We start from the raw sequence: 20,189 nt of genomic DNA on the forward strand, positions 1-20,189 counted from the left end.
CTCGGTCCCGAGCGGGACGACGCCGCCGAGCCGCGGACGGCCCGCGCCGATCTGCGAGCATCGAGCGATGGCCGAGCTCGTCGTGGAACGGATCGAGATCCCCAGCTTCGTGGGGAACTCCTATGTCGTCGGCTTCCCGGGAGGGCCGTGCGCCTTCATCGACGCCGGGGCCGACGCGGCGAAGATGTCGGAGGCGGCCGCCCGCCACGGGATGACCCCGGCCGCGGTCCTGCTGACGCACCACCACTACGACCACGTCTCCGAGCTCGAGGCGGTGCTCGACCGGATCGGGAAGGTCGACGTCCTGATCCACGAGTGGGAGCAGCCGCTGGCCGAGGAGTTCGTGACCGGCGTGACCGGCAACGTCGAGGCCGGCGAGCTGATCCGGATCGGCGACGACCTCGAGTTCCGGGCGCTGGCGATCCCGGGCCACACCGCCGGGATGCTCGGCTTCCACGGGCACGGCCAGGTCTTCACCGGCGACACGCTCTTCCGCGGTTCGGTCGGCGGCGTCCGCGCCCCCGGCAGCACCTCGTTCGAGGACCTCCGAGCCTCGGTCCTCGAGACCCTGCTCGAGCTGCCCGAGGAGACCGTCGTCCGGCCCGGTCACGCCGACCCCTCGACGATCGGGCACGAGGCCGCGACCAACCCGTTCGTCCGCGTCTGGACGGGCGAGGACCCCGAGGGCGACGAGCCCGTGATCGTGTCGCTGCCCGACGACCAGGGCCTGGCCGTCGACCACGAGGTCCGGCTGGTGCTCGAGGCGCGCGACTACGACGGTGGCACCAAGTGCTGGATCCGCTGGCCCGACGGCAAGGATGACCTGGTCCCGGGCTCGAAGGTCCGCCGCCCCTAGCGCCCGCCGGGCCGGATTTCCCGAGAGGGACACCGGGCCGGCTTCTGACCCAGGGTACGATTCGCGGCATGGCGAGTCGACGCGCGAAGGGCGACCAACGGGAGGACGGGATCGACGACGGTTCCGTCATGCCGACCGGGCGCGTCCGGCGGGCGGCCTCGATCGGGCGCCTGGCCGCCGGCGTGGCGATGCGGGAGGGCGCGACCCGGGTGACCAACGTCGGCCGGACCGACGAAGAGCGCAGCGCGCGGATGTCGAAGCAGCAGTTCCAGACCGCCGACCAGATCGTCGACGTGCTCGGGACGATGAAGGGCGCGGCGATGAAGGTCGGCCAGGTGCTGAGCTTCATGGACGTCGGTCTGGTGCCGCCCGAGCACCGCGAGGAGTTCCAGGCGAAGCTCGCGCGGCTGCGCGACATGGCGCCGAGCGTGGCCTTCAAGGACATGCGCAAGGTGATCGAGACCGACCTCGGGCGCAAGCTCGGCGACGTCTTCTCCGAGTTCGACGAGACCGCCGTCGGCGCCGCGTCGATCGGCCAGGTCTACAAGGCCCGGCTGCACGAGACGCCGAAGGGCTGGGCCTCGAACGTCGCCGCGGTCAAGGTCCAGTACCCGGGGATCGACGCGGCGGTCCGGGCCGACCTCCAGAACCTCGGGATCATCCTGCGGCTGGCCAAGTCGGTCGCCCCCGGCCTCGACGTCCAGGCCGTCGGCGAGGAGATCCGCGAGCGGACCGTCGAGGAGCTCGACTACGAGCTCGAGGCGGCCAACCAGCGGCAGATGGCGCGGCTCTACCGGGGCCACCCGTACGTCGTCGTCCCCGGCGTCGAGACCAGCCTCTGCGGCAAGCGCGTGATCGTCACCGAGTTCATCGAGGGCGAGGGCTTCGAGGCGTGGCAGCAGAAGGACCAGGACGAGCGCAACCGCCTGGCCGAGATCGTCTTCCGCTTCTACTACGGCGGGATCTGGCGCGACGGGCAGTTCTCCGCCGACCCGCACCCGGGCAACTCGATCCTGATGGCCGACGGCAAGGTCGCGTTCTTCGACTTCGGGCTCTTCCACAAGATCTCGCGCGAGATGGTCGAGGCCCAGGCGGAGACGATCCGGCTCTGCCTCAAGCAGGACGGCGACGCGCTGCTCCAGCACATGCTCGACATCAAGTGGATCCCGCCGACGGCCGGCCTGACCGCCGACGACGCGCTCGAGATCGCCGAGAAGCTCGTCTGGTTCGCGATCGAGGACAAGGACTCGCGGCTCGTCCCCGAGCACGTCGCGCAGATGATCTTCGAGGTCAGCGACCCGCGCTCACCGCACTGGAAGAAGACCCGGCGGGCGACGGTCCCGGCCGAGTACCTGATGTCGCTGCGGCTGGCGGGGATGGCGATCGCGGTCTGCAGCCAGCTCGACGCGAGCGTCAACTACCACCGGATCGTCCGCGAGTGGCTGCTCGACGACGGCCCGGCCAGCGAGCTCGGGCGCCAGGAGTCCGAGTGGCTGGCGGCGCGCGGGCGCTGAGCGCGCGAGCCGGTCGACTCCACGGGTCCCCCGTGGAACCAGCCGGCTAGTCGCCGCGCAGCGACGAGATCGAGAGCACCGCGACCACGGTCGCGAGGCCGGCGGCGATCGAGGAGCCGAGGAACGCCAGCTCGGGCGAGAAGAGGCTGATCAGGCCGCCGGCGCCCGCCGAGCCGAGCGCCGCGCCCGCGAAGAGCCCGCTGCTGAGCCAGGTGAAGGCCTCGGTCAGCGTGCCCTTCGGGGCGAGCTGGCCGCACAGCGAGTAGGTGATCGCGAACAGCGGCGCGACCGCCGCGCCGGCCAGGATCAGCAGCACGCCGAGCGCGATCAGCCCAGGGGCGACGGCGAGCAGGCCGTGGCCGACGGTCGCGGCGATCAGCAGCAGCACCAGCTGCCGAAGCGGGCGGGGGCCGGTCCCGTGGTGGGCGGCGAAGAGGCCGGCGGCGAGGCTGCCGACGCAGTAGGCCGCGAGCAGCAGGCCGAGGGCGGCGCTGCGGCCGCTGTGCTCGGCGGTCGCGGTGATCGCGACCTCGGCGGCGCCGAACATGAAGCCGAGCGCCAGCGACATCGCCAGCAGCGCGCGGATCGCGACCGACCGGAGCGGGCCCGCTCCGGCGGCCCGGCGGACGCCGGTGGCCGGCATCGAGCGCGCCTCCCGTGAGCGGGCGAAGATCGTGGTCGCCACGAGCAGCGCGACGCCGGCGGCGACCATCCCCAGTCGCGCGTCGTGGGCGGCGAGCACGCTGACGAACAGCAGCGGCCCGAGCATGAACGACATCTCCTGGACCGACGCCTCGACCGCGAGCGCGGCGTGGCGGGTCGTCGGGTCCGGGACGATCTGGCCGAACAGCGTTCGCAGGCAGGGCGCGACCGGCGGCTGGCAGAAGCCGCCCACGAACGCCAGCGGCAGCAGCAGCAGCGAGGGGGTGGCGCTGGGCAGGAGGCCGCCGACGATCAGCATCGTGCTGGAGACCGCGACCGTCAGCAGCAGGACGCCGGTCGGGCCGTGGCGGTCGATCGCCCGGCCGAGGACCGGCGAGCCGATCGCCATCCCGAGTCCGGCGGCGGCCGACGCGAGTCCGGCGACCGCGTAGCTGCCGCCCATCTCGCGGGTGCGGAGCAGGAACAGCAGGCCGAGCACCGTGATTGGTGAACGGGCCAGCAAGGAGAGCAGCAGCAGCCGTGCCACGCCCGGCGTCCGGAGTGCGGCGACGGCCGGACTGGTCGGAAGCGTGGTGGCGGACACCAGACGCAGATTAGTGATCAGGCCATCAGTTATGTGGCCCGGGTTCGTGGCTCGGGCGCGATCAGGGCTCGAGGATGCCGTGGATCGCGTCGTCGACGACGCCGCGCGCCTGATCGACGTCGATCAGGTCGCAGCGCAGCGACGGGGTCAAGCCGTCGAGCACCGTCACCAGCAGCAGGGCGGTCCGGTCCGGGTCGATCGTCGCGGTCACGCTGCCGTCGGCCTGGGCGGCGCGCACGTAGTCGGCGAGCCGGTCGATCCAGGCGGTCTGGCGGGTCCGCACCGAGGCGCGGATCGCGGGCGAGAAGCGCGCCTGAGCGAAGACCTGGTGCCACAGCTCACGGCCCTCGTGGCCCTCCTCGCGGGTCTCCTCGATCGTCGCCCGGTGGAGGAACTCCCGGATCCGTGCGAGCCCGCTGTCGGCGGGATCGGGCGACGAGAGGTCATCCGGAAGCGCGCCGATCCGGGCGCGACCGGCGGTGCCGTCGAGGATCCCGGCCGCCCCGTCGAGGGCCTGCACGTCGGCCCGCTCGAAGGTCTGGATCACCAGGTCGTCACGCGACTTGAAGTGCGTGCTGACCAGCGCCTGCGAGACGCCGGCCTCGTCGGCGACGTCCTGGAGGCGGAAGGCGTGGAGACCGCGGGAGGCGATCACCCGGGCGGCAGCATCGAGGATCAGGGCACGGCGCTCGCCGTGCGTGAGGCGGGTGCGGGCCGGCTCGGGCATCGGGCGAGTATCCCAGCGACGCCGGTCGCGGGGCGCACCTGCCTGCCGTCCCCGGCCGCCCGGGGCCGCTCGGGCTCGGGCCCTCGAGCGGGTCGGCGGAGGCCGCGGCCAGCAGCTCGTACGGTCGCGCGCCGCCCTCGACCAGGGTCAGCGGGTCAGCCGCTCGCCGCCACCTACGGCCTGACCGGTCCGCGCTGCCTCCTCGACCAGCGTCAGCCGATCGCCGACGCTCACGAGCCCCGGGGACACCGTCGTCAGGTAGACGCCGGCCCGGACGCGGTTGGCCCGTCCGATCCGCTTCAGGACGGTCGGGTCCGCCGCCAGCACGTCGCCCTGGGCCCGAGTCGTCATCACGCAGCGCTCAGTACGTTCGGTGACCCGCAGGACGGCCCCGCCGACCCGGACCAGCTGGTCGAGCCAGCGGTCCTCGGCGAAGTCGGGGAACCCGGTCGGAGTGTCGACGACGAGGTTCGGACGCAGCCGCAGCGGGTCGAGTGGGGCGCCGTCCGGGTCCGCGAGCGCGGCGAGAGTAGCGCTCGTCACCAGGTGCAGCGGGGCCCCGTCGTGGTGGCGGCCCCAGCGGTGCCCCCGGTCGCCGTGGTCCAGCCGCAGCGCCTCGCCGAGGTGGTCCGACAGCACCCGGTCGGCCTCCGGCGTGCCCGCGACGACGCGCCGACCGTCGGGTAGGCCGATCACCACGGTGCCGGAGCTCCCGGGGCCGGCCTCGGTCGCTCCCGTTCCCCCGACCGTCTCGGCGCGCAGGTCGAGGATCCCGTCGAAGAGCCGCCAGCGCTCGCGGTTGGTCTTCGCGCCGGCCCAGTTGCGCAGGTGATCGAGCAGGGCCCAGGCCCGGTCGCCGTCGAGCCCGGCGTCGTCGATCCAGGCGCTGGTCGGCGACTCGCCGCGCATCGACTTGACGGGATACCGGTGCAGGCCGGTGACGGTGCCGAGAACGGACGACATCTGTCGAGCGTACCCGGATGCGCAGCGGTTCCCGGTCCCCGCGCAGGCCGCGAGGCCGTGTCGATCTGCGACCATGGTCGCTTGGTCCGGGCACCACAGCGACGGCTCATCGCGCGCCGCACCTGCCCCTGCCATGCCCGTGGAGCCGCCTCGTGATCGGCATCCTCGCCGCGCACGGAGTCGCGGCGCTGCTGGCGCCACTGCTCGTCCGCCGGCTCGGCCCACGGGCCTTCCTGCTCCTGGCCCTGGTGCCGCTCGGCGCGGTCGTCTGGGCCGCCCTCCAGACCGGCGCCGTGACCCACGGCAGCACGGTCGACTCGACCCACCGGTGGGTGCCGACGCTCCAGCTGGAGCTGGCCTTCCGGCTCGATCCGCTGTCGCTGGTGCTGCTGTTCGTCGCCGCGGGCGGCGGTGCGCTGGTGCTCGCCTACTGCGCCCGCTACTTCTCCGCTCGCGAGCAGGGGCTGGGGCGGTTCGCGGGGGTCCTGGTCGCCTTCGCGGGGGCGATGATCGGGCTGGTCCTGGCCGACGACCTGCTGCTCCTGTACGTCTTCTGGGAGCTGACGACGGTCCTCTCGTTCCTGCTGATCGGGCACCACAGCGACCGCGACGGCGCCCGCCGGGCCGCGCTCGACGCGCTGATCGTGACGACCCTCGGCGGGCTCGCGATGCTGGTCGGTGCGGTCCTGATCGGGCAGGCCGCGGGGACGTACCGGATCTCCGAGATCGTGGCCCATCCGCCCGACGGGGTCGCGGTCTCGATCGGGGTCGCGCTGCTGCTCGTCGGTGCGCTCTCGAAGTCGGCCCTGGTCCCGTTCCACTTCTGGCTGCCGGCGGCGATGGCGGCCCCGACCCCGGTCAGCGCGTACCTGCACGCCGCGGCGATGGTCAAGGCCGGCGTCTACCTGGTGGCGCGGCTCGCGCCCGGGTTCGCCGAGGTCGCGCCGTGGCGGGAGATGATCCTCGTGCTCGGGCTGGTCACGATGCTGCTGGGGGCGGTCCGCGCCCTCCGGCAGACCGACCTCAAGCTGCTGCTGGCCTACGGCACGGTCAGCCAGCTCGGCCTGCTGACGGTGCTGGTCGGCCAGGGCACCCGGACCGTCGCGCTCGGGGGGCTCGCGCTGCTGATCGCCCACGCGCTCTACAAGTCGTCGCTGTTCCTCGTCGTCGGGATCATCGACCGGACGACCGGCACCCGTGACCTGCGGGTGCTCTCCGGCCTCGGCCGCTCGCGCCCCCGGCTGGCGGCGACCGGCGCGCTGGCGGCCGCCTCGATGGCCGGGATCCCGCTCTTCGCCGGCTTCGCGGCCAAGGAGACCGCCTTCGAGGGGCTGGCCCACGGCGACACGGTCGACACCCTGACCCTGATCGTGATCGTGGTCGGCGCCGCGCTGACCGCCGCCTACGCCGGACGCTTCGTGTGGGGCGCGTTCGCGGTCAAGCAGGGCGTCTCCGACCGCCGCTGCCGGGAGGCGGGGCCGGCCTCGCTGGCGTTCGACGCGGCGCCGCTGGCGCTCGCCGTCGGCGGGCTCGTGCTCGGGATCGGGATCGCGGCGATCGACCCGCTGCTCGCCCGCTACGCCGACAGCCTGCCCGGCGACGGTGCGCCGCAGCACCTGGCCGCCTGGCACGGGCTCGGCCTGCCGCTGTGGCTCTCGCTGCTCGCGCTCGCCGGGGGTGGCGGGATCCTCCTGCTCCAGCGCCGCGGGCTGCGCGCGCCCAGTTGGCGGACGACCGCGCTGGCCGAGCGCCCGAAGCACGTCCGCGACGCCCGCGAGTGCTACGTCGGCCTGGTCTCGCTGACCGAGCGGCTCGCCGTCCGGGCGGCCCGGGTGACCCAGTCCGGCTCGCTGCCGGTGTACCTGATGACGATCCTCGGCGTGCTCGTCGCGGGGATGACGACCGCGCTGGTGGTCGGGGCGCCGTGGACCGTCCGTCTCTACCTCTGGGACTCGCCCGGCGAGCCGATCCTCGCGGTCCTGATCGTCGCCGCCAGCGTCCTGACGCTCCGCGCCCGTCGCCGTCTGAAGGCCGTGATCCTGGCCGGCGCGGTCGGCTACGCGGTCGCGACCCTGTTCGCGCTGCACGGCGCGCCCGACCTGGCGCTGACCCAGTTCCTGGTCGAGACGGTGACGCTGGTCGTCGTGGTGCTCGTCCTGCGCCGGCTGCCGACGCACTTCACCGGCACGGTCTCGCAGCGGGGTCGTCGCCGGCTGCACCTGGTGATCGGGATCACCGTCGGGACGCTGATGGCGGTCCTGACCGTCGTCGCGGCCGGTGCCCGCGAGGCGATCCCGATCTCCGAGCTGATGGCCGCCGCGTCGAAGCTGGCCGGGGGCGACAACATCGTCAACGTCACGCTGGTCGACCTCCGCGCCTGGGACACGATGGGCGAGATCGCGGTGCTGGTGGTGGCCGCGACCGGCGTCACCAGCCTGCTCTTCCTGCGCCGCCGGACCCGGGCGATGCCGCGGCTGGACGACGACGAGGAGACCCCGACGGTCTGGCAGATCGGCGAGGGCAGCGTGCGGCACCCCGAGACCCCGCCGGCGGGGCTGCTGCGCGTCGTCCAGCACCCGGCCGGCGGCGTCGGCAGCGCGCGACGGGCGCAGGAGTGGCTGGTCGCCGAGAACACGCTCGCTCCCGAGCGGCGCTCGATCATGCTCGAGGTCGTCGTCCGCCTGATCTTCCACACGGTGATGGTCGTCAGCGTCTACCTGCTGATGGTCGGCCACGACCTGCCCGGCGGTGGCTTCGCCGGCGGGATCGTGGCGGGCCTCGCGCTGACGATCCGCTACCTGGCGGGCGGCCGCTACGAGCTCGGCGAGGCCGCTCCGGTCGGCGCCGGCCTGGTGATCGGGATCGGCCTGGTGATCGCCACCGGCACCGGCCTCGCCGGGGCGCTGCTCGGCGATGCGGTCCTCCAGGGCGGCTCCCACTACTTCGACATCCCGGTGCTCGGCACGCTCAAGCTCTACAGCTCGACGCTGTTCGACATCGGCGTCTACCTGGTCGTCGTCGGGGTCGTGCTCGACGTGCTCCGCAGCTTCGGCTCCGAGATCGACCGGCAGATCGACGAGGAGGCGCACCTCCCGCCGACCGTCGCCCGCGACCCGGCGGCGGCGGTCGTGCAGACCGAGGTGTCCCGGTGAGCGTCAGCCTCGTCCTCGCGATCCTCGTCGGCGTGCTCGTCGCCAGCGGCATCGTGCTGCTGCTCGAGCGGAGCCTGACCCGGGTCCTGCTCGGCGCGACCCTGCTCGGCAACGGGATCAACGTGATGATCCTGACGATGGGCGGCCGGGCCGGCCGGGCCCCGATCCTCGGGACCAACAAGCCGGAGGACATGAGCGATCCGCTGCCCCAGGTGATGATCCTGACGTCGATCGTGATCACCTTCGCGATGACCGCGTTCCTGCTCGCGCTGGCCTACCGCAGCTGGCAGCTGCAGGGCAACGACGAGGTCCAGGACGACGTCGAGGACCGCCAGGTCGCGAGCCGGCACGCCGCCGCGGAGCCGGAGGACACCGGCGCCGACGCGGAGGCCGACGCCGAGGCCGAGGCGTACGCCGACGCGGTCGAGGACGGCGACGTCGTCGCCCCCGACGCGGGTGGCGTCACCACCGGCCCGGGGAGCGATCGCTGATGTCGGTCGCCGCGCTCGTCCCGCTGCCCGTGATCCTGCCGCTGCTCGCGGCCGGCTTCAAGTTCGCGATCGGCACCCGGCTGCCGCGACTCAACCGTGCGATCAGCGTGACCACGCTCTCGGCGGTGCTGGTGATCGCGGTGGTGCTGCTGTTCGAGGCCGATCGCCACGGCCCGCAGGTCGCGGCGATGGGCGGCTGGAAGCCTCCGCTGGGGATCGTGCTCGTCGCCGACCGGCTGTCGGCGCTGATGCTGGCGATCTCCGCCGCGGTCACCCTCTGCGTCCTCATCTACTCCTACGGCCAGGGCACGGCGGACGACGAGGAAGGCCTGCCGCTGGCGGTCTTCCACCCGACCTACCTGGTGCTGGCGGCGGGGATCTCGAACGCGTTCCTGGCCGGGGACCTGTTCAACCTCTACGTCGGCTTCGAGATCCTGCTCGTCTCGAGCTACGTGCTGATCACGCTCGGCGGGACCGCCTCGCGGATCCGCTCGGGCACGACCTACGTCGTGGTCAGCCTGCTCTCCTCGCTGCTGTTCCTGGCCGCGATCGGCCTGGTCTACGGCGCGACCGGCACCCTCAACATGGCCCAGCTGTCGGGGCGGCTCGACGACCTGCCGGAGAACATCCGGCTCGTGCTCCAGCTGGCGCTGCTGCTGGCGTTCGGGATCAAGGCCGCCGTCTTCCCGATGTCGGCGTGGCTGCCGGACAGCTATCCGACCGCGCCCGCCCCGGTCACCGCGGTCTTCGCCGGCCTGCTGACCAAGGTCGGGATCTACGCGGTGATCCGGACCGAGACCCTGCTCTTCCCGGACGGGCGCGTCGCCGACGTGCTGATGGTGCTGGCGCTGCTGACGATGGTGGTCGGGATCCTCGGCGCCGTCGCCCAGACCGACGTCAAGCGGATGCTCTCGTTCACGCTCGTCAGCCACATCGGCTACATGGTCTTCGGGGTCGCGCTGGGCTCGCAGCTGGGGTTGGCCGGCGCGGTCTTCTACGCGGTCCACCACATCACGATCCAGACGACCCTCTTCCTGACCAGCGGGATGATCGAGCGACTCGCCGGCAGCACCTCGACCGAGCGCGTCGGTGGGCTGGCGAAGACCGCGCCGCTGGTCGCGGTCCTGTTCTTCCTGCCGGCGATGAACCTGGCCGGGATCCCACCGTTCTCCGGCTTCCTCGGCAAGCTCGCGCTGATCCAGGCCGGCGCCGCCGACGGCAGTTGGATCGCCTGGGTGCTCGTCTTCGGCAGCGTGGCGACCAGCCTGCTGACCCTCTACGCCGTCGGCAAGGTCTGGAGCCGCGTGTTCTGGCGGACGCCGCGGGTGGCGATGCGCGGGCCGGACGCGCCGCACGAGCACGAGGTCGTCGGCGCCACGCTCGGTGGCGGCGCGATCGCGCAGACCAGCAAGATGCCGCGGCTGATGATCGGCGCGACCGCCGCGCTGGTCGCGCTCGGGCTCGCCTTCACGGTCGTCGCGGGGCCGATGACCGCGCTCAGCGAGCGGGCCGCGGGCGAGCTCCACGACCGCTCGATCTACGTCGACGCCGTCGGCCTCGGCGTGGGCCCCGCCGCCTCCGGCCCGCCCGGGTCCGCCGGTGCCGCGATCACCGAGAGGGGGCGCTAGATGCCGACGCCCATCCGCCGCGTCCGTCGCCGGGCCCGCCACGCCGGGGCCTGGATCCTCCCGCCGCTGACCGCGATCTGGCTGGTCATCCTGTGGCTGCTGCTGTGGGGCCGGCTCTCGCTCGGTCTGGTCGCCTCGGGGCTGGTCGTCGCCGGGATCGTGATGGCGATGTTCCCGCTGCCGACGATCGCGATCCAGGGGCGCCCGCGGCTGCTGCCGTCGATCGCCTTCGGGCTGCGGTTCCTCGGTGACGTGATCCTGGCCAGCGTCCAGGTCGCGTGGCTGGCGATCCGGCCCGGTCGCGAGCCGCAGTCGGCGGTGATCGGGGTCGGCCTCCACACCCGCTCGGACCTGATGCTGACGCTGGTCGCCGAGGTCCTGTCGCTGGTCCCCGGCAGCCTCGTGGTCGAGGTCGATCGCTCGTCCTCGATCCTCTACCTGCACGTGATCGGCGTCCGCGACCTCGAGCAGGTCGAGACCGAGCGGCGGCGGGCGCTGGACACGGAGGCACGGCTGATCCGCGCGTTCGGCTCGCCCGCCGACCGCGAAGCGCTGGAACGGGGGAACGCACGGTGACCGTCGTCGTCTGGATCGCCTCGGTGATGCTCGTCGTCGCGACCTTCCTCGCCCTGACCCGGATCGTGCGCGGTCCGTCGGCGCTCGACCGGATGGTGGCGATGGACGTGCTGCTCTCCTGCCTGATCGGGGCGATCGGGCTGGAGGCGGCCTACAACCGTCACGGGACGACGCTGGCGGTGCTGGCGGTGCTCGCGCTGCTCGGCTTCGTCGGCTCGGTCGCGGTCGCGCGGTTCGCCGCGGGCGAGGCCGACGCGCCCCCGGGCGAGGGCACCGGGGGCGGGGTCGGCGGGTTGCCGGCCGAGCAGCTGGCCGGCGCCACGCCCGGGGATCCGGCCGATCGCGGGTCCGAGCCGACCGCGCCGCGGACGCCGACCGACGACGGGGAGGCCCGACCGAGATGAGCTCCGTGACCGACGTGCTCGCCGCGATCTGCCTGATCAGCGGCGCCTCGCTCTCGCTGGCGGCGGGGATCGGCGTGCTCCGCTTCCCCGACGTCCTCAGCCGGATGCACGCGGCCTCGAAGCCGCAGGTGCTCGGGCTGCTGCTGATCCTGACCGGCGTCGGGCTGCGGCTGCAGACGGGGATCGACATCACCACGCTGGTGCTGGTCGCCGTCTTCCAGCTGACGACGGCGCCCGTCGCCGCCCACATGATCGGGCGCGCCGCGTACCGGACCCGTCGCGTCCGCAAGGACCTGCTGCTGATCGACGAGCTGAGCGATCGGCTCGACGAGGCCCAGGCCGGCTCGGTCGACCCGCCCGAGCCGGACCGGCAGGCGCCGACCGCGGACCGGCAGGCGCCGCCCTCAGAGCGCGAGTCGTAGCGGCGCCTCAAGCCGCTCGCGGACCCGGCCGAGGAAGCGCGCGGCGTCGGCGCCGTAGAGGATCCGGTGGTCGCAGGTCAGGCTGAGGCTCAGCAGCGACCGCGGCGCGAACCGCTCCTGGTCGGCGTCCCAGACCGGCTGGGTCGTCATCCGGCCGACAGCGAGGATCGCCGCCTGCGGCGGGTTGAGGACGGCGACGAAGCGGTCGATCCCGAGCATGCCCAGGTTCGAGACCGTGAAGGTCCCGCCCGACAGCTCGGCCGGCGCGATGCTGCCGTCGCGGACGCGGCCGGCGAGCGCGCGGGTCTCCGCCGCGATCCGCCCCAGCGCCTTGCGGTCGGCGTCGAAGACCGTCGGCACGACCAGCGCGTCGTCGGCGGCCACCGCGACGCCGACGTTGACGCGCTCGAAGAGGCGGAAGCCGTCGTCGCCGTAGGCGCCGTTGGCCCGCGGGAACTCGCGCAGGGCCAGCGCGCAGGCGCGGACGACGAAGTCGTTGAACGACGGGATCGGGTCGTCGCCGCCGGTCCGCTTCAGCGCCTCGCGGAGCGCGACCGCCTCGGTCATGTCGACGTCGACGCCGAGCACGAACTCGGGGGCGGTGGTCTTCGCCTCGGTCATCCGCCGCGCGATCGTCCGCTGGATCCCGGTCAGCGGCTCGAGCGTGGTCGCCCCGCGGTCGGCGGTCTCGATCGCGGCCGCGGAGGCCGCCGTCGCCGTGGTCGCGGGGGACGCCGTCGCGGCGGTCGGGAGTCCGTCGGTCGGGGCGGCGTGCGCCTCGACGTCGGCCTTCAGGACCCGGCCGCGGGGGCCCGACCCGGCGACGGCGGCGAGGTCGATCTGCATCCGCCGGGCCATCCGGCGGGCGACGGGGGAGGCCCGCACCGGCGAAGGGTCGCCGCCGTCGGCGGCCGCCGTCTGCTCGCCGCGGGCCACCGGCGTGGCAATGGGGGATGCCGGCGCGGCCCCCGGGGACCCGTTCGCCGCCTCCGGCCGCGGTCCGTCGCCGATCCAGGCGATCGGGTGGCCGACGGGGTGCGTCTCGCCGGCCTCGGCCAGGATCGTCAATGTGCCGGCGTGCTCCGCCTGGCAGGTCATCGTCGCCTTGTCGGTCTCGATCTCGACCAGGTCCTCGCCGACCGCGATCTGCTCACCCGCGTTGCGCAGCCAGGCCACGATCGTGCCCTCCTCCATGGTGTCGGACAGGCGGGGCAGGGCGAGATCAGGCATGGGCGCTCCGGGGATCGACCGAGGGCATCGGGCGGCGATTCTGACCCGCCGGAGCGCCTGCCCACAACCTCCGTTCGGGCGGATCGACGGGCCGCTCGAACAACCTCCGATCGGATGGTTCGCGACCCCGTCGGCGGGGGATACGTTCGTCGCCGGCTGGTGGTCGACCCACCGGCCAGACGACCAACGGAGCGCCGCGGACCAGACCGCGGCGCCGGCAGCGAGGAGCAGGGCGACGTGAGACGAGACGTGGAGTTCACCAGCGGCGAGGACACCGTGCGCGGCTGGCTCTACACCCCCGACCAAGGCGACGGACCGTTCCCGACGATCGTCATGGCCGGCGGCTGGTGCTACGTCAAGGAGCTGGTGCAGCCCGCCTACGCGGAGATGTTCGCGGCGGCCGGGTTCGCCGCGCTGCTGTTCGACTACCGCAACTTCGGCTCGAGCGACGGCACCCGCCGGCAGCACATCGATCCCGCCTGGCAGGTCGAGGACTACAAGAACGCGATCTCCTACGCCGAGACGCTGGACGAGGTCGACAGCGATCGGATCGGCGCCTGGGGCCTCTCGTACAGCGGCGGCCACGTGCTGATCGTCGGGGCGACCGACCCGCGGGTGAAGTGCATCGCCTCGCAGATCCCGGTCGTCGACGGCTACCGCAACATGCGCCGCGTGCACGGCACGATCGGCTTCCGGGCCTTCGAGCAGCTGCTGATCGACGACCGCCGCCGCCGGTTCGCCAGCGGCGAGGACGGGTTCCTCCCGCACGCCGCCGCCGACCCGACCACCGAGGTCTCCTCGTGGCCGTTCGCGGAGACCTACGAGACCTTCAAGCAGCTCAAGGTCAGCGACGCGCCCGCCTACGAGAACCGCTCGACGATCGAGTCGGCCGAGCTGCTGATGAGCTACAGCATCGACCCGTTCCTGCCACGGCTGCTGAACACGCCGACCCTGGTCGTCGTCGCCGAGCGCGACGACCTGACCCTCTGGGACCTCGAGATCGAGGCCTACAACGCGATCCCGACGCCGACCAAGAAGCTCGTGGTCGTCGGCGACTCGACCCACATGACGCTCTACAGCGACCGCACGCTGCTGGCGCAGGCGGCGCAGGCGGCGACCGACTGGTTCCTCGAGCACCTGATGGCCCCGGTTCCGGCCGTGGCCGCCTGAGCGGATCGGTGTCGGTCTCGGCACGATCGGCGGGCGACGCCGGGCGGATCGTCGTCCGGCCCTCGCCGGAGGCCTCGCGCTACGTCGCCGAGGGCTTCTGGGACGGGGAGCTGGTCGACGCCGCCCTGCGGGCCGCTGCGCGGCTCCACCCCGAGCGGCTGGCGGTCGTCGACCGCGACCGGCGCTGGGACTACGCGACCCTCGACCGCGCCGTCGAGCACGCGGCGGCTGGCCTCCAGCGGCTCGGGGTCGCGCCGGGCGAGGTCGTCTCGTTCCAGCTCCCCAACTGGCTGGAGGCGATCGTCGTCCACCACGCGGCGTTGCGGATCGGCGCGGTCAGCAACCCGATCGTGCCGATCTACCGCGAGCGCGAGGTCGGCTTCGTGCTGCGCCAGGCGCGCTCGCGGGTGCTCGTCGTCCCGGACGTCTTCCGGCGATTCGACCACCGGGCGATGGCCGAGGGCCTGCGCGCGACGCTGCCCGACCTCGAGCACGTGCTGGTGGTCGGGGACGACGTGCCGGTCGGGGAGGGCGGGCCGAATACCCGCTCGTGGGCCGACGCGTTCGCCGACGGTGGCGCGCCGACGCCGGTCGCGCGCCGCTCCTCCGACCCGGCGCTGCTGCTCTACACCTCGGGCACCGAGGCCGACCCGAAGGGCGTCCTCCACAGCCACGACACGCTGCTGCACGAGTGCCGCAGCATGATCGGGCTCTACGCGGTCGACGACCGCGACGTCGTGCTGATGGCCTCGCCGGTGACCCACATCACCGGGCTGCTCTACGGGATGCAGCTGCCGTTCCTGGTCGGCGCACCGGTCGTGCTCCAGGACGCCTGGGACGTCGGCCGCGCGCTGCGGCTGATCGAGGACGAGCGCTGCAGCTTCACCGTCGGCGCGACCCCGTTCCTGCACGGGATCGTCCACGCCCCCGAGCTGCCCGACCACGACGTCCGCTCGATGCGGGTCTTCGTCTGCGGCGGCGCCGACATCCCGCCGGCCCTGATCCGCCTGGCCCACGAGCGCACCGCGATGACCGCGACCCGCGTCTACGGCTCGACCGAGTGCCCGACCGTCACCGGCAGCGCGCCGTCGGCCCCGCTCGAGCAGCACGCCGGGAGCGACGGCACGGCGATCGCGCCGACCGAGCTGCGGATCCTCGACGAGGACGGCGCGCCGGCCGCCCCCGGGGAGCGCGGCGAGCTGCAGGTCCGCGGCCCCGAGCTCTGCCTCGGCTACCTCGACCCGACGCTCGACGCGAAGGCGTTCACCGCCGACGGCTGGTTCCGGACCGGCGACCTCGCCGAGCGCGACGAGCACGGCCGGATGCGGATCGCCGGCCGGATCAAGGACATCATCGTGCGCGGCGGCGAGAACCTCAGCGTCAAGGAGATCGAGGACCTCCTGATCGAGCATCCCGGCGTCGACGAGGTCGCGGTCGTCGGCGCGCCCGATCCCGTCCTCGGGGAGCGTGCGTGCGCGTTCGTGGTCGGCGCCGACGGGTTGCGGCTGGAGGACCTGGTCGCGTTCCTGCGCGAGCGGCGGCTGGCCAACCAGAAGCTGCCCGAGCGGCTCGAGCTGGTCGCCGCGCTGCCCAAGACCGCCAGCGGCAAGGTCCAGAAGCACCGGCTGCGCAGCCTCCTGCGCGCCGACGACGACGGCGAGGAGCCGACCCAGCGATGAGCGAGCAGACCACGGCCGCGGGCGACGAGCAGCGGCTCGGCGACCTGCGCACGATGGCCCGGATCCGGGCCTTCGAGGAGCGCGTCTCGCGCCACTTCCGCGAGGGCCTGATCCCCGGCTTCGTGCACGTCTCGATCGGGCAGGAGGCGATCGCCGCCGGCGTCTGCGGGGCGCTCCGCGACGACGACTTCATCACCACCACCCACCGCGGCCACGGCCACTGCCTGGCGAAGGGCCTCGACCCGGACGGGATGATGGCCGAGCTGTTCGGCCGCGCCACCGGGACCTGCGGCGGCAAGGGTGGATCGATGCACATCGCCGACCCGTCGATCGGGATCCTCGGCGCCAACGGGATCGTCGCCGCCGGCCTGCCGATTGCCGTCGGCGCCGCGCTGGCGGCCAAGCGCCGTGGCACCGACGCGGTCGCCGTCGCCTTCGCCGGCGAGGGCACCGTCCACTCCGGGGCCTTCCACGAGGCGCTGACGCTGGCGGTGCTGTGGGAGGCGCCCGTGATCTTCGTGATCGAGAACAACCGCTTCGCCGAGTTCACCGACACCGAGGCGATGTGGCGCGGGGCGCCGCTGGTCGAGCGGGCGCTCGGCTACGGCCTGCACCACGCCGAGCGGATCGACGGCAACGACGTCGAGCTGGTGCGGGCGACGACCGAGCCGCTGGTCGCCGCCGCGCGTGCCGGCGCGGGCCCGGCGCTGGTCGAGGCGATGACCTACCGCGTCCACGGTCACTACGAGGGCGACGCGGTGCCCTACCGCGACGAGGCCGAGTTCGAGCGCTGGCGCGAGCGCGACCCGATCACGCGGGCGACGGCGACGCTCGAGGCCGCCGGCCACGGCCCGGCGGTCGCGACGATCCGGGCCGAGGCCGACGCCGAGATCGACCGCGCCGTCGAGCGCGGCCTCGCCGCCCCGTACCCGACCGCCGAGACCCTGCTGGAGGACGTCCATGCCTGAGGCCGCCGCAACCCCCGAGCGCCCGTCCGCCCCGCGACCGCCACGCTACATCGACGGCGTCCGGACGGCGATCGCCGCGGAGATGGAGGCCGACCCCGACGTCGTCCTGATCGGCGTTGACGTCGGCGAGGGCGGGGGTGTCTTCGGCGCCACCCGCGGCCTCCACGAGCGGTTCGGCGCCGAGCGGGTGATCGACACCCCGATCGCCGAGGCCGGCGTCCTCGGCGCGGCGGTGGGCGCGGCGATGGCAGGGCTGCGGCCGATCGCGGAGATCATGTACATGGACTTCGTCAGCGTCTGCCTCGACCCGATCGTCAACCAGGCGGCGAAGCTCCGCTACATGACCGGCGGCGGCGCGAAGATCCCGCTCGTCTTCCGGACCCAGACCGGCGGCGGGCGCAGCAGCGGCGCCCAGCACTCGCAGAGCCTCGAGGGGATGCTCGCCCACGTGCCGGGCCTGAAGGTCTTCCTGCCGTCCGACCCGCGCGACGTCCACGACCTGCTGCGGGCGGCGATCCGCGACGACGGCCCCGTGGTCTTCGTCGAGAACCGGCGGCTCTACAACCGGCGCGCCGCCGACGGTCCGTGGGAGTCGCTGCCGCCGGGGCGGGCCCGGATCGTGCGGCCCGGCGAGGACGTGACGGTGATCGCCTGGGGCCGGATGGTCGAGGAGGTCGCCCGTGCCTGCGACGACCAGCTCGCCGACGTCGGCGTGGAGCTGATCGATCTCCGGACCCTGGTCCCGCTCGACTTCGACACGCTCGAGCGGAGCGTCCGCCGGACCGGCCGGGCGCTCGTGGTCCACGAGGCGACGTCGGACTTCGGCCCCGGGGCCGAGATCGTCACCCGGCTGAGCGAGCGTCTGCTCTACGAGGTCGAGGGTCCAATCCGGCGGCTCGGCGCGGTCGCCGCCCCGACCCCGTACAGCCCGCCGCTCGAGGCGCTGGCGCTGCCCGGACCCGAGGCGATCGCGGCGGCGGTCCGCGGCCTGCTGGAGGAGTGAGTCGCCGCCCAGATCGTCCCGGCGAGCGTGGCGCTCACCAGGCGCCCAGCGTGAGCGCACCGTTTTTCCCCGCGGAACGACCTCCGTTCGGAGGTGCCGGCGACCCGCCGACCGCCCGTAGCGTCGCGCCATGAGCGAGACGACGAGCAGGGCACCGCGGTTCGAGGGGCGGGTCGCGATCGTGACCGGCGCCGGCTCCGGGATGGGGGCGGCGATGGTCCGCGGCTTCCACGCCGAGGGCGCGGAGGTGGTCGCGGTCGACGTCGACCGCGAGCGGGTCGAGGCGACCGCCGCGCCGCTCGCCGATCGGGTTCGGCCGGTCACGCTCGACGTGACCGACGCCGAGGCCGTGGCGGCGATGGTCGCCCACGTGGCCGGCCGCGGCCGGATCGACATCCTCTGCAACAACGCCGGGATCCTCGACGACTACGTCCCCGCCCACGAGGCGTCGTGGGAGCTCTGGAGCCGGACGCTGGCGGTCAACCTCAGCGGCCCGTTCCTGCTCGCCCGCGCGGTCGTGCCGACGATGCTCGCGCAGGGCTCGGGGGCGATCGTCAACACCTGCTCGATCGCCGCTTTCGTCGGCGGCGGGGGCGGGGCCGCCTACACCACCTCCAAGCACGGACTGCTCGGCCTGACCCGCCAGCTCGCGTTCGACTACGGCCGCCACGGGATCCGCGTCAACGCGATCTGCCCCGGGGCGGTCGCGACCGGGATGACGACCGAGCTGCGGACGCCCGAGCAGGCGAACGAGCACGTCGAGGCGGCGATCGCCGCGACCCCCGCCGGCCGCTGGGGCGAGCCCGACGAGGTCGCGGCAGCGGCGCTCTTCCTGGCCAGCGACGAGGCGTCGTTCATCCACGGCACGCCGGTCCTCGTCGACGGGGGCTGGACCCTCTCCTGAGCCTGGTTCGACCGACACCCGCCCGCGTCTCGCTGGCCCCCGGCGGAAACCTCCGTTCGGAGGGTGCCCCGGGGGTGGGCGGCGATCTAGCCTGACGCACGACATCAGGCCGGGACCGCCCGAACCGCCCCCGGCCGGGGGCACGCGAAGCCCCCCGAACCGTCGTCACCACACGCCATGAACGAGCTCTCCACCTCACCCGGAACGCCGCCCGACGGGCCCGTCGCGCCGTCGCGCCGCCGCTGGCCGTGGGCCGGCGGGCGCCCCGCCTGGGCGATCATCGCCCTCGCCACCGTCGCGCTCTTCGCGATCAGCCTGGTGGTCCAGCCCGACAGCGTCCGCGGCAGCGTGCTGCAGGGGATGCTGCCGTTCGCCGCGGTCCTGGCGATCGCGGCGATGGGCCAGACGCTGGTGATCCAGCAGCGCGGGATCGACCTCTCGGTCCCGGGGATCATGTCGCTGGTCGTGGTGCTCGTCACCCACGGGCCGAACGGCGACGGCAGCAAGCTCTTCGGGGCGATCGTGCTGGCGTTCGTCGTCGCGGCCGCGACCGGCCTGCTCTCGGGCCTGCTGATCACGCGGCTGGGGATCACGCCGATCGTCACCACGCTCGGCGTCAACGCGCTGCTGCTCGGCGCGATCGTCCAGATCTCGAAGGGCTCGCCGACGACCACCACCGAGGCGCTGCACGGGTTCGCCAACGGCCACGTGCTCGGGATCCCGACCACGATCGTGATCGCGGTGCTGGTGATGCTCGGCGTCTCGTTCGTGATCAAGCGGACGACGATCGGCCGCCGCTACGAGGCGGTCGGGGCGAGCGCGCCCGCCGCCCGGGCGGCCGGCATCGACCCGCTCCGCTACCAACTCGGCGCCTACGTCGGGGCGAGCCTGCTCTACTGCTGCGCCGCGATCCTGCTGGCCGGCGTCGTCACCACCCCGAGCATCACCTCGGGCGACACCTACCTGCTGCCGACGGTCGCCGCGGTCGTGCTCGGCGGGACCTCGCTGCTGGGCGGGGTCGGCAGCGTCGCGGCGACCGCGGTCGCCGCGCTGTTCCTGACCCAGCTCGACCAGTTCGTGCTCGCCACCGGCGCCAGCAGCGCGGTCCAGAACCTCGTCCAGGCCGTCGCGCTGGCGGTCGGGATCGGCGTCTACAGCGTGAACTGGCCCGCGGTCGCGGCCCGCCTCGGCGCCATCGGCGACCGCGGACGGGGCGCCACGGCGGCCGGCTCCGGCTGACCGACGACGGGGGCCGG

The 20,189-nt window shown here is 73.7% G+C and carries 18 protein-coding genes; 14 read left to right on the forward strand and 4 right to left on the reverse strand.

Annotated features, from left to right (window positions below; translation table 11 throughout):
• The first annotated feature begins 67 nt into the window (after positions 1–67).
• Both ACVUH9_RS11535 and ACVUH9_RS11540 read left to right on the forward strand, forming a co-directional pair.
• On the forward strand, positions 68–856 hold the full coding sequence (locus tag ACVUH9_RS11535; RefSeq protein WP_475757001.1) for an MBL fold metallo-hydrolase: 789 nt from the start codon (positions 68–70) through the stop codon (positions 854–856).
• Between the two features lie 68 nt (positions 857–924).
• The gene (locus ACVUH9_RS11540; RefSeq protein WP_475757003.1) at positions 925–2,370 is read left to right on the forward strand and encodes an ABC1 kinase family protein; all 1,446 of its coding nucleotides are present in this window, start codon (positions 925–927) and stop codon (positions 2,368–2,370) included.
• Between the two features lie 46 nt (positions 2,371–2,416).
• On the opposite strand, the gene ACVUH9_RS11545 is transcribed toward ACVUH9_RS11540, so the two are convergent.
• The 3 genes from ACVUH9_RS11545 to ACVUH9_RS11555 form a co-directional block, all read right to left on the reverse strand.
• A complete protein-coding gene (locus tag ACVUH9_RS11545) occupies positions 2,417–3,616 on the reverse strand; it encodes an MFS transporter (protein ID WP_475757005.1) in 1,200 nt (399 codons plus the stop codon).
• Between the two features lie 61 nt (positions 3,617–3,677).
• A complete protein-coding gene (locus tag ACVUH9_RS11550; protein ID WP_475757007.1) occupies positions 3,678–4,343 on the reverse strand; it encodes a TetR/AcrR family transcriptional regulator in 666 nt (221 codons plus the stop codon).
• Between the two features lie 147 nt (positions 4,344–4,490).
• Entirely contained in the window at positions 4,491–5,306 is an 816-nt protein-coding gene (locus ACVUH9_RS11555) for an MOSC domain-containing protein (RefSeq protein ID WP_475757009.1), read from the reverse strand.
• A 152-nt stretch (positions 5,307–5,458) separates the two neighbouring features.
• Here ACVUH9_RS11555 and ACVUH9_RS11560 point away from each other — a divergent pair, with 152 nt between their 5' ends.
• Genes ACVUH9_RS11560 through mnhG form a run of 6 tightly spaced genes read left to right on the forward strand, consistent with a single transcriptional unit; the run spans position 5,459 to position 11,979 of the window.
• Positions 5,459–8,458, forward strand: a complete 3,000-nt coding sequence (locus ACVUH9_RS11560; protein WP_475757011.1) for a Na+/H+ antiporter subunit A — start codon at positions 5,459–5,461, stop codon at positions 8,456–8,458.
• Positions 8,455–8,949: a Na(+)/H(+) antiporter subunit C gene (locus ACVUH9_RS11565; RefSeq protein ID WP_475757012.1), complete on the forward strand. Its 495-nt coding sequence runs from the start codon at positions 8,455–8,457 to the stop codon at positions 8,947–8,949. Before ACVUH9_RS11560 ends, ACVUH9_RS11565 begins: the two co-directional genes overlap by 4 nt.
• Positions 8,949–10,577, forward strand: a complete 1,629-nt coding sequence (locus ACVUH9_RS11570) for a Na+/H+ antiporter subunit D (RefSeq protein ID WP_475757014.1) — start codon at positions 8,949–8,951, stop codon at positions 10,575–10,577. The genes ACVUH9_RS11565 and ACVUH9_RS11570 overlap by 1 nt, the downstream gene beginning before the upstream one ends.
• Positions 10,578–11,153: a Na+/H+ antiporter subunit E gene (locus tag ACVUH9_RS11575; protein ID WP_475757016.1), complete on the forward strand. Its 576-nt coding sequence runs from the start codon at positions 10,578–10,580 to the stop codon at positions 11,151–11,153. It abuts the gene before it with no gap.
• Entirely contained in the window at positions 11,150–11,557 is a 408-nt protein-coding gene (locus ACVUH9_RS11580; RefSeq protein ID WP_475757018.1) for an MrpF/PhaF family protein, read from the forward strand. The genes ACVUH9_RS11575 and ACVUH9_RS11580 overlap by 4 nt, the downstream gene beginning before the upstream one ends.
• Positions 11,554–11,979, forward strand: a complete 426-nt coding sequence (mnhG, locus tag ACVUH9_RS11585; RefSeq protein WP_475757020.1) for a monovalent cation/H(+) antiporter subunit G — start codon at positions 11,554–11,556, stop codon at positions 11,977–11,979. Before ACVUH9_RS11580 ends, mnhG begins: the two co-directional genes overlap by 4 nt.
• On the opposite strand, the gene ACVUH9_RS11590 is transcribed toward mnhG, so the two are convergent.
• Positions 11,962–13,209 carry a dihydrolipoamide acetyltransferase family protein gene (locus ACVUH9_RS11590; RefSeq protein ID WP_475757021.1) on the reverse strand — a complete coding sequence of 416 codons (1,248 nt, stop codon included), beginning with the start codon at positions 13,207–13,209 and terminating at the stop codon, positions 11,962–11,964. The genes mnhG and ACVUH9_RS11590 overlap by 18 nt on opposite strands.
• Before the next feature lie 237 nt (positions 13,210–13,446).
• Here ACVUH9_RS11590 and ACVUH9_RS11595 point away from each other — a divergent pair, with 237 nt between their 5' ends.
• The 6 genes from ACVUH9_RS11595 (at position 13,447) to ACVUH9_RS11620 (ending at position 20,172) form a co-directional block, all read left to right on the forward strand.
• A complete protein-coding gene (locus ACVUH9_RS11595; RefSeq protein WP_475757023.1) occupies positions 13,447–14,379 on the forward strand; it encodes an alpha/beta hydrolase in 933 nt (310 codons plus the stop codon).
• 8 nt (positions 14,380–14,387) lie between these two features.
• On the forward strand, positions 14,388–16,058 hold the full coding sequence (locus ACVUH9_RS11600; RefSeq protein ID WP_475757024.1) for an AMP-binding protein: 1,671 nt from the start codon (positions 14,388–14,390) through the stop codon (positions 16,056–16,058).
• Complete coding sequence (locus ACVUH9_RS11605) at positions 16,055–17,026, forward strand: thiamine pyrophosphate-dependent dehydrogenase E1 component subunit alpha (RefSeq protein ID WP_475757026.1); 972 nt, start codon at positions 16,055–16,057, stop codon at positions 17,024–17,026. The genes ACVUH9_RS11600 and ACVUH9_RS11605 overlap by 4 nt, the downstream gene beginning before the upstream one ends.
• Positions 17,019–18,029: an alpha-ketoacid dehydrogenase subunit beta gene (locus tag ACVUH9_RS11610; protein WP_475757028.1), complete on the forward strand. Its 1,011-nt coding sequence runs from the start codon at positions 17,019–17,021 to the stop codon at positions 18,027–18,029. Before ACVUH9_RS11605 ends, ACVUH9_RS11610 begins: the two co-directional genes overlap by 8 nt.
• Positions 18,030–18,159: 130 nt before the next feature.
• The gene (locus ACVUH9_RS11615) at positions 18,160–18,933 is read left to right on the forward strand and encodes an SDR family NAD(P)-dependent oxidoreductase (RefSeq protein WP_475757030.1); all 774 of its coding nucleotides are present in this window, start codon (positions 18,160–18,162) and stop codon (positions 18,931–18,933) included.
• A gap of 177 nt (positions 18,934–19,110) precedes the next feature.
• On the forward strand, positions 19,111–20,172 hold the full coding sequence (locus ACVUH9_RS11620) for an ABC transporter permease (RefSeq protein ID WP_475757031.1): 1,062 nt from the start codon (positions 19,111–19,113) through the stop codon (positions 20,170–20,172).
• Positions 20,173–20,189 lie beyond the last annotated feature (17 nt).

The organism is Patulibacter ginsengiterrae (assembly GCF_056269115.1).

Bases quoted from the DNA above. Each gene is read 5' to 3' on its own strand.
- ACVUH9_RS11570 (WP_475757014.1), top strand. From the start codon at position 8,949: ATGTCGGTCGCCGCGCTCGTCCCGCTGCCCGTGATCCTGCCGCTGCTC.
- ACVUH9_RS11540 (WP_475757003.1), top strand. From the start codon at position 925: ATGGCGAGTCGACGCGCGAAGGGCGACCAACGGGAGGACGGGATCGAC.
- ACVUH9_RS11550 (WP_475757007.1), bottom strand. From the start codon at position 4,343: ATGCCCGAGCCGGCCCGCACCCGCCTCACGCACGGCGAGCGCCGTGCC.
- ACVUH9_RS11620 (WP_475757031.1), top strand. From the start codon at position 19,111: ATGAACGAGCTCTCCACCTCACCCGGAACGCCGCCCGACGGGCCCGTC.
- ACVUH9_RS11590 (WP_475757021.1), bottom strand. From the start codon at position 13,209: ATGCCTGATCTCGCCCTGCCCCGCCTGTCCGACACCATGGAGGAGGGC.
- mnhG (WP_475757020.1), top strand. From the start codon at position 11,554: ATGAGCTCCGTGACCGACGTGCTCGCCGCGATCTGCCTGATCAGCGGC.
- ACVUH9_RS11615 (WP_475757030.1), top strand. From the start codon at position 18,160: ATGAGCGAGACGACGAGCAGGGCACCGCGGTTCGAGGGGCGGGTCGCG.
- ACVUH9_RS11605 (WP_475757026.1), top strand. From the start codon at position 16,055: ATGAGCGAGCAGACCACGGCCGCGGGCGACGAGCAGCGGCTCGGCGAC.
- ACVUH9_RS11535 (WP_475757001.1), top strand. From the start codon at position 68: ATGGCCGAGCTCGTCGTGGAACGGATCGAGATCCCCAGCTTCGTGGGG.
- ACVUH9_RS11575 (WP_475757016.1), top strand. From the start codon at position 10,578: ATGCCGACGCCCATCCGCCGCGTCCGTCGCCGGGCCCGCCACGCCGGG.
- ACVUH9_RS11555 (WP_475757009.1), bottom strand. From the start codon at position 5,306: ATGTCGTCCGTTCTCGGCACCGTCACCGGCCTGCACCGGTATCCCGTC.
- ACVUH9_RS11610 (WP_475757028.1), top strand. From the start codon at position 17,019: ATGCCTGAGGCCGCCGCAACCCCCGAGCGCCCGTCCGCCCCGCGACCG.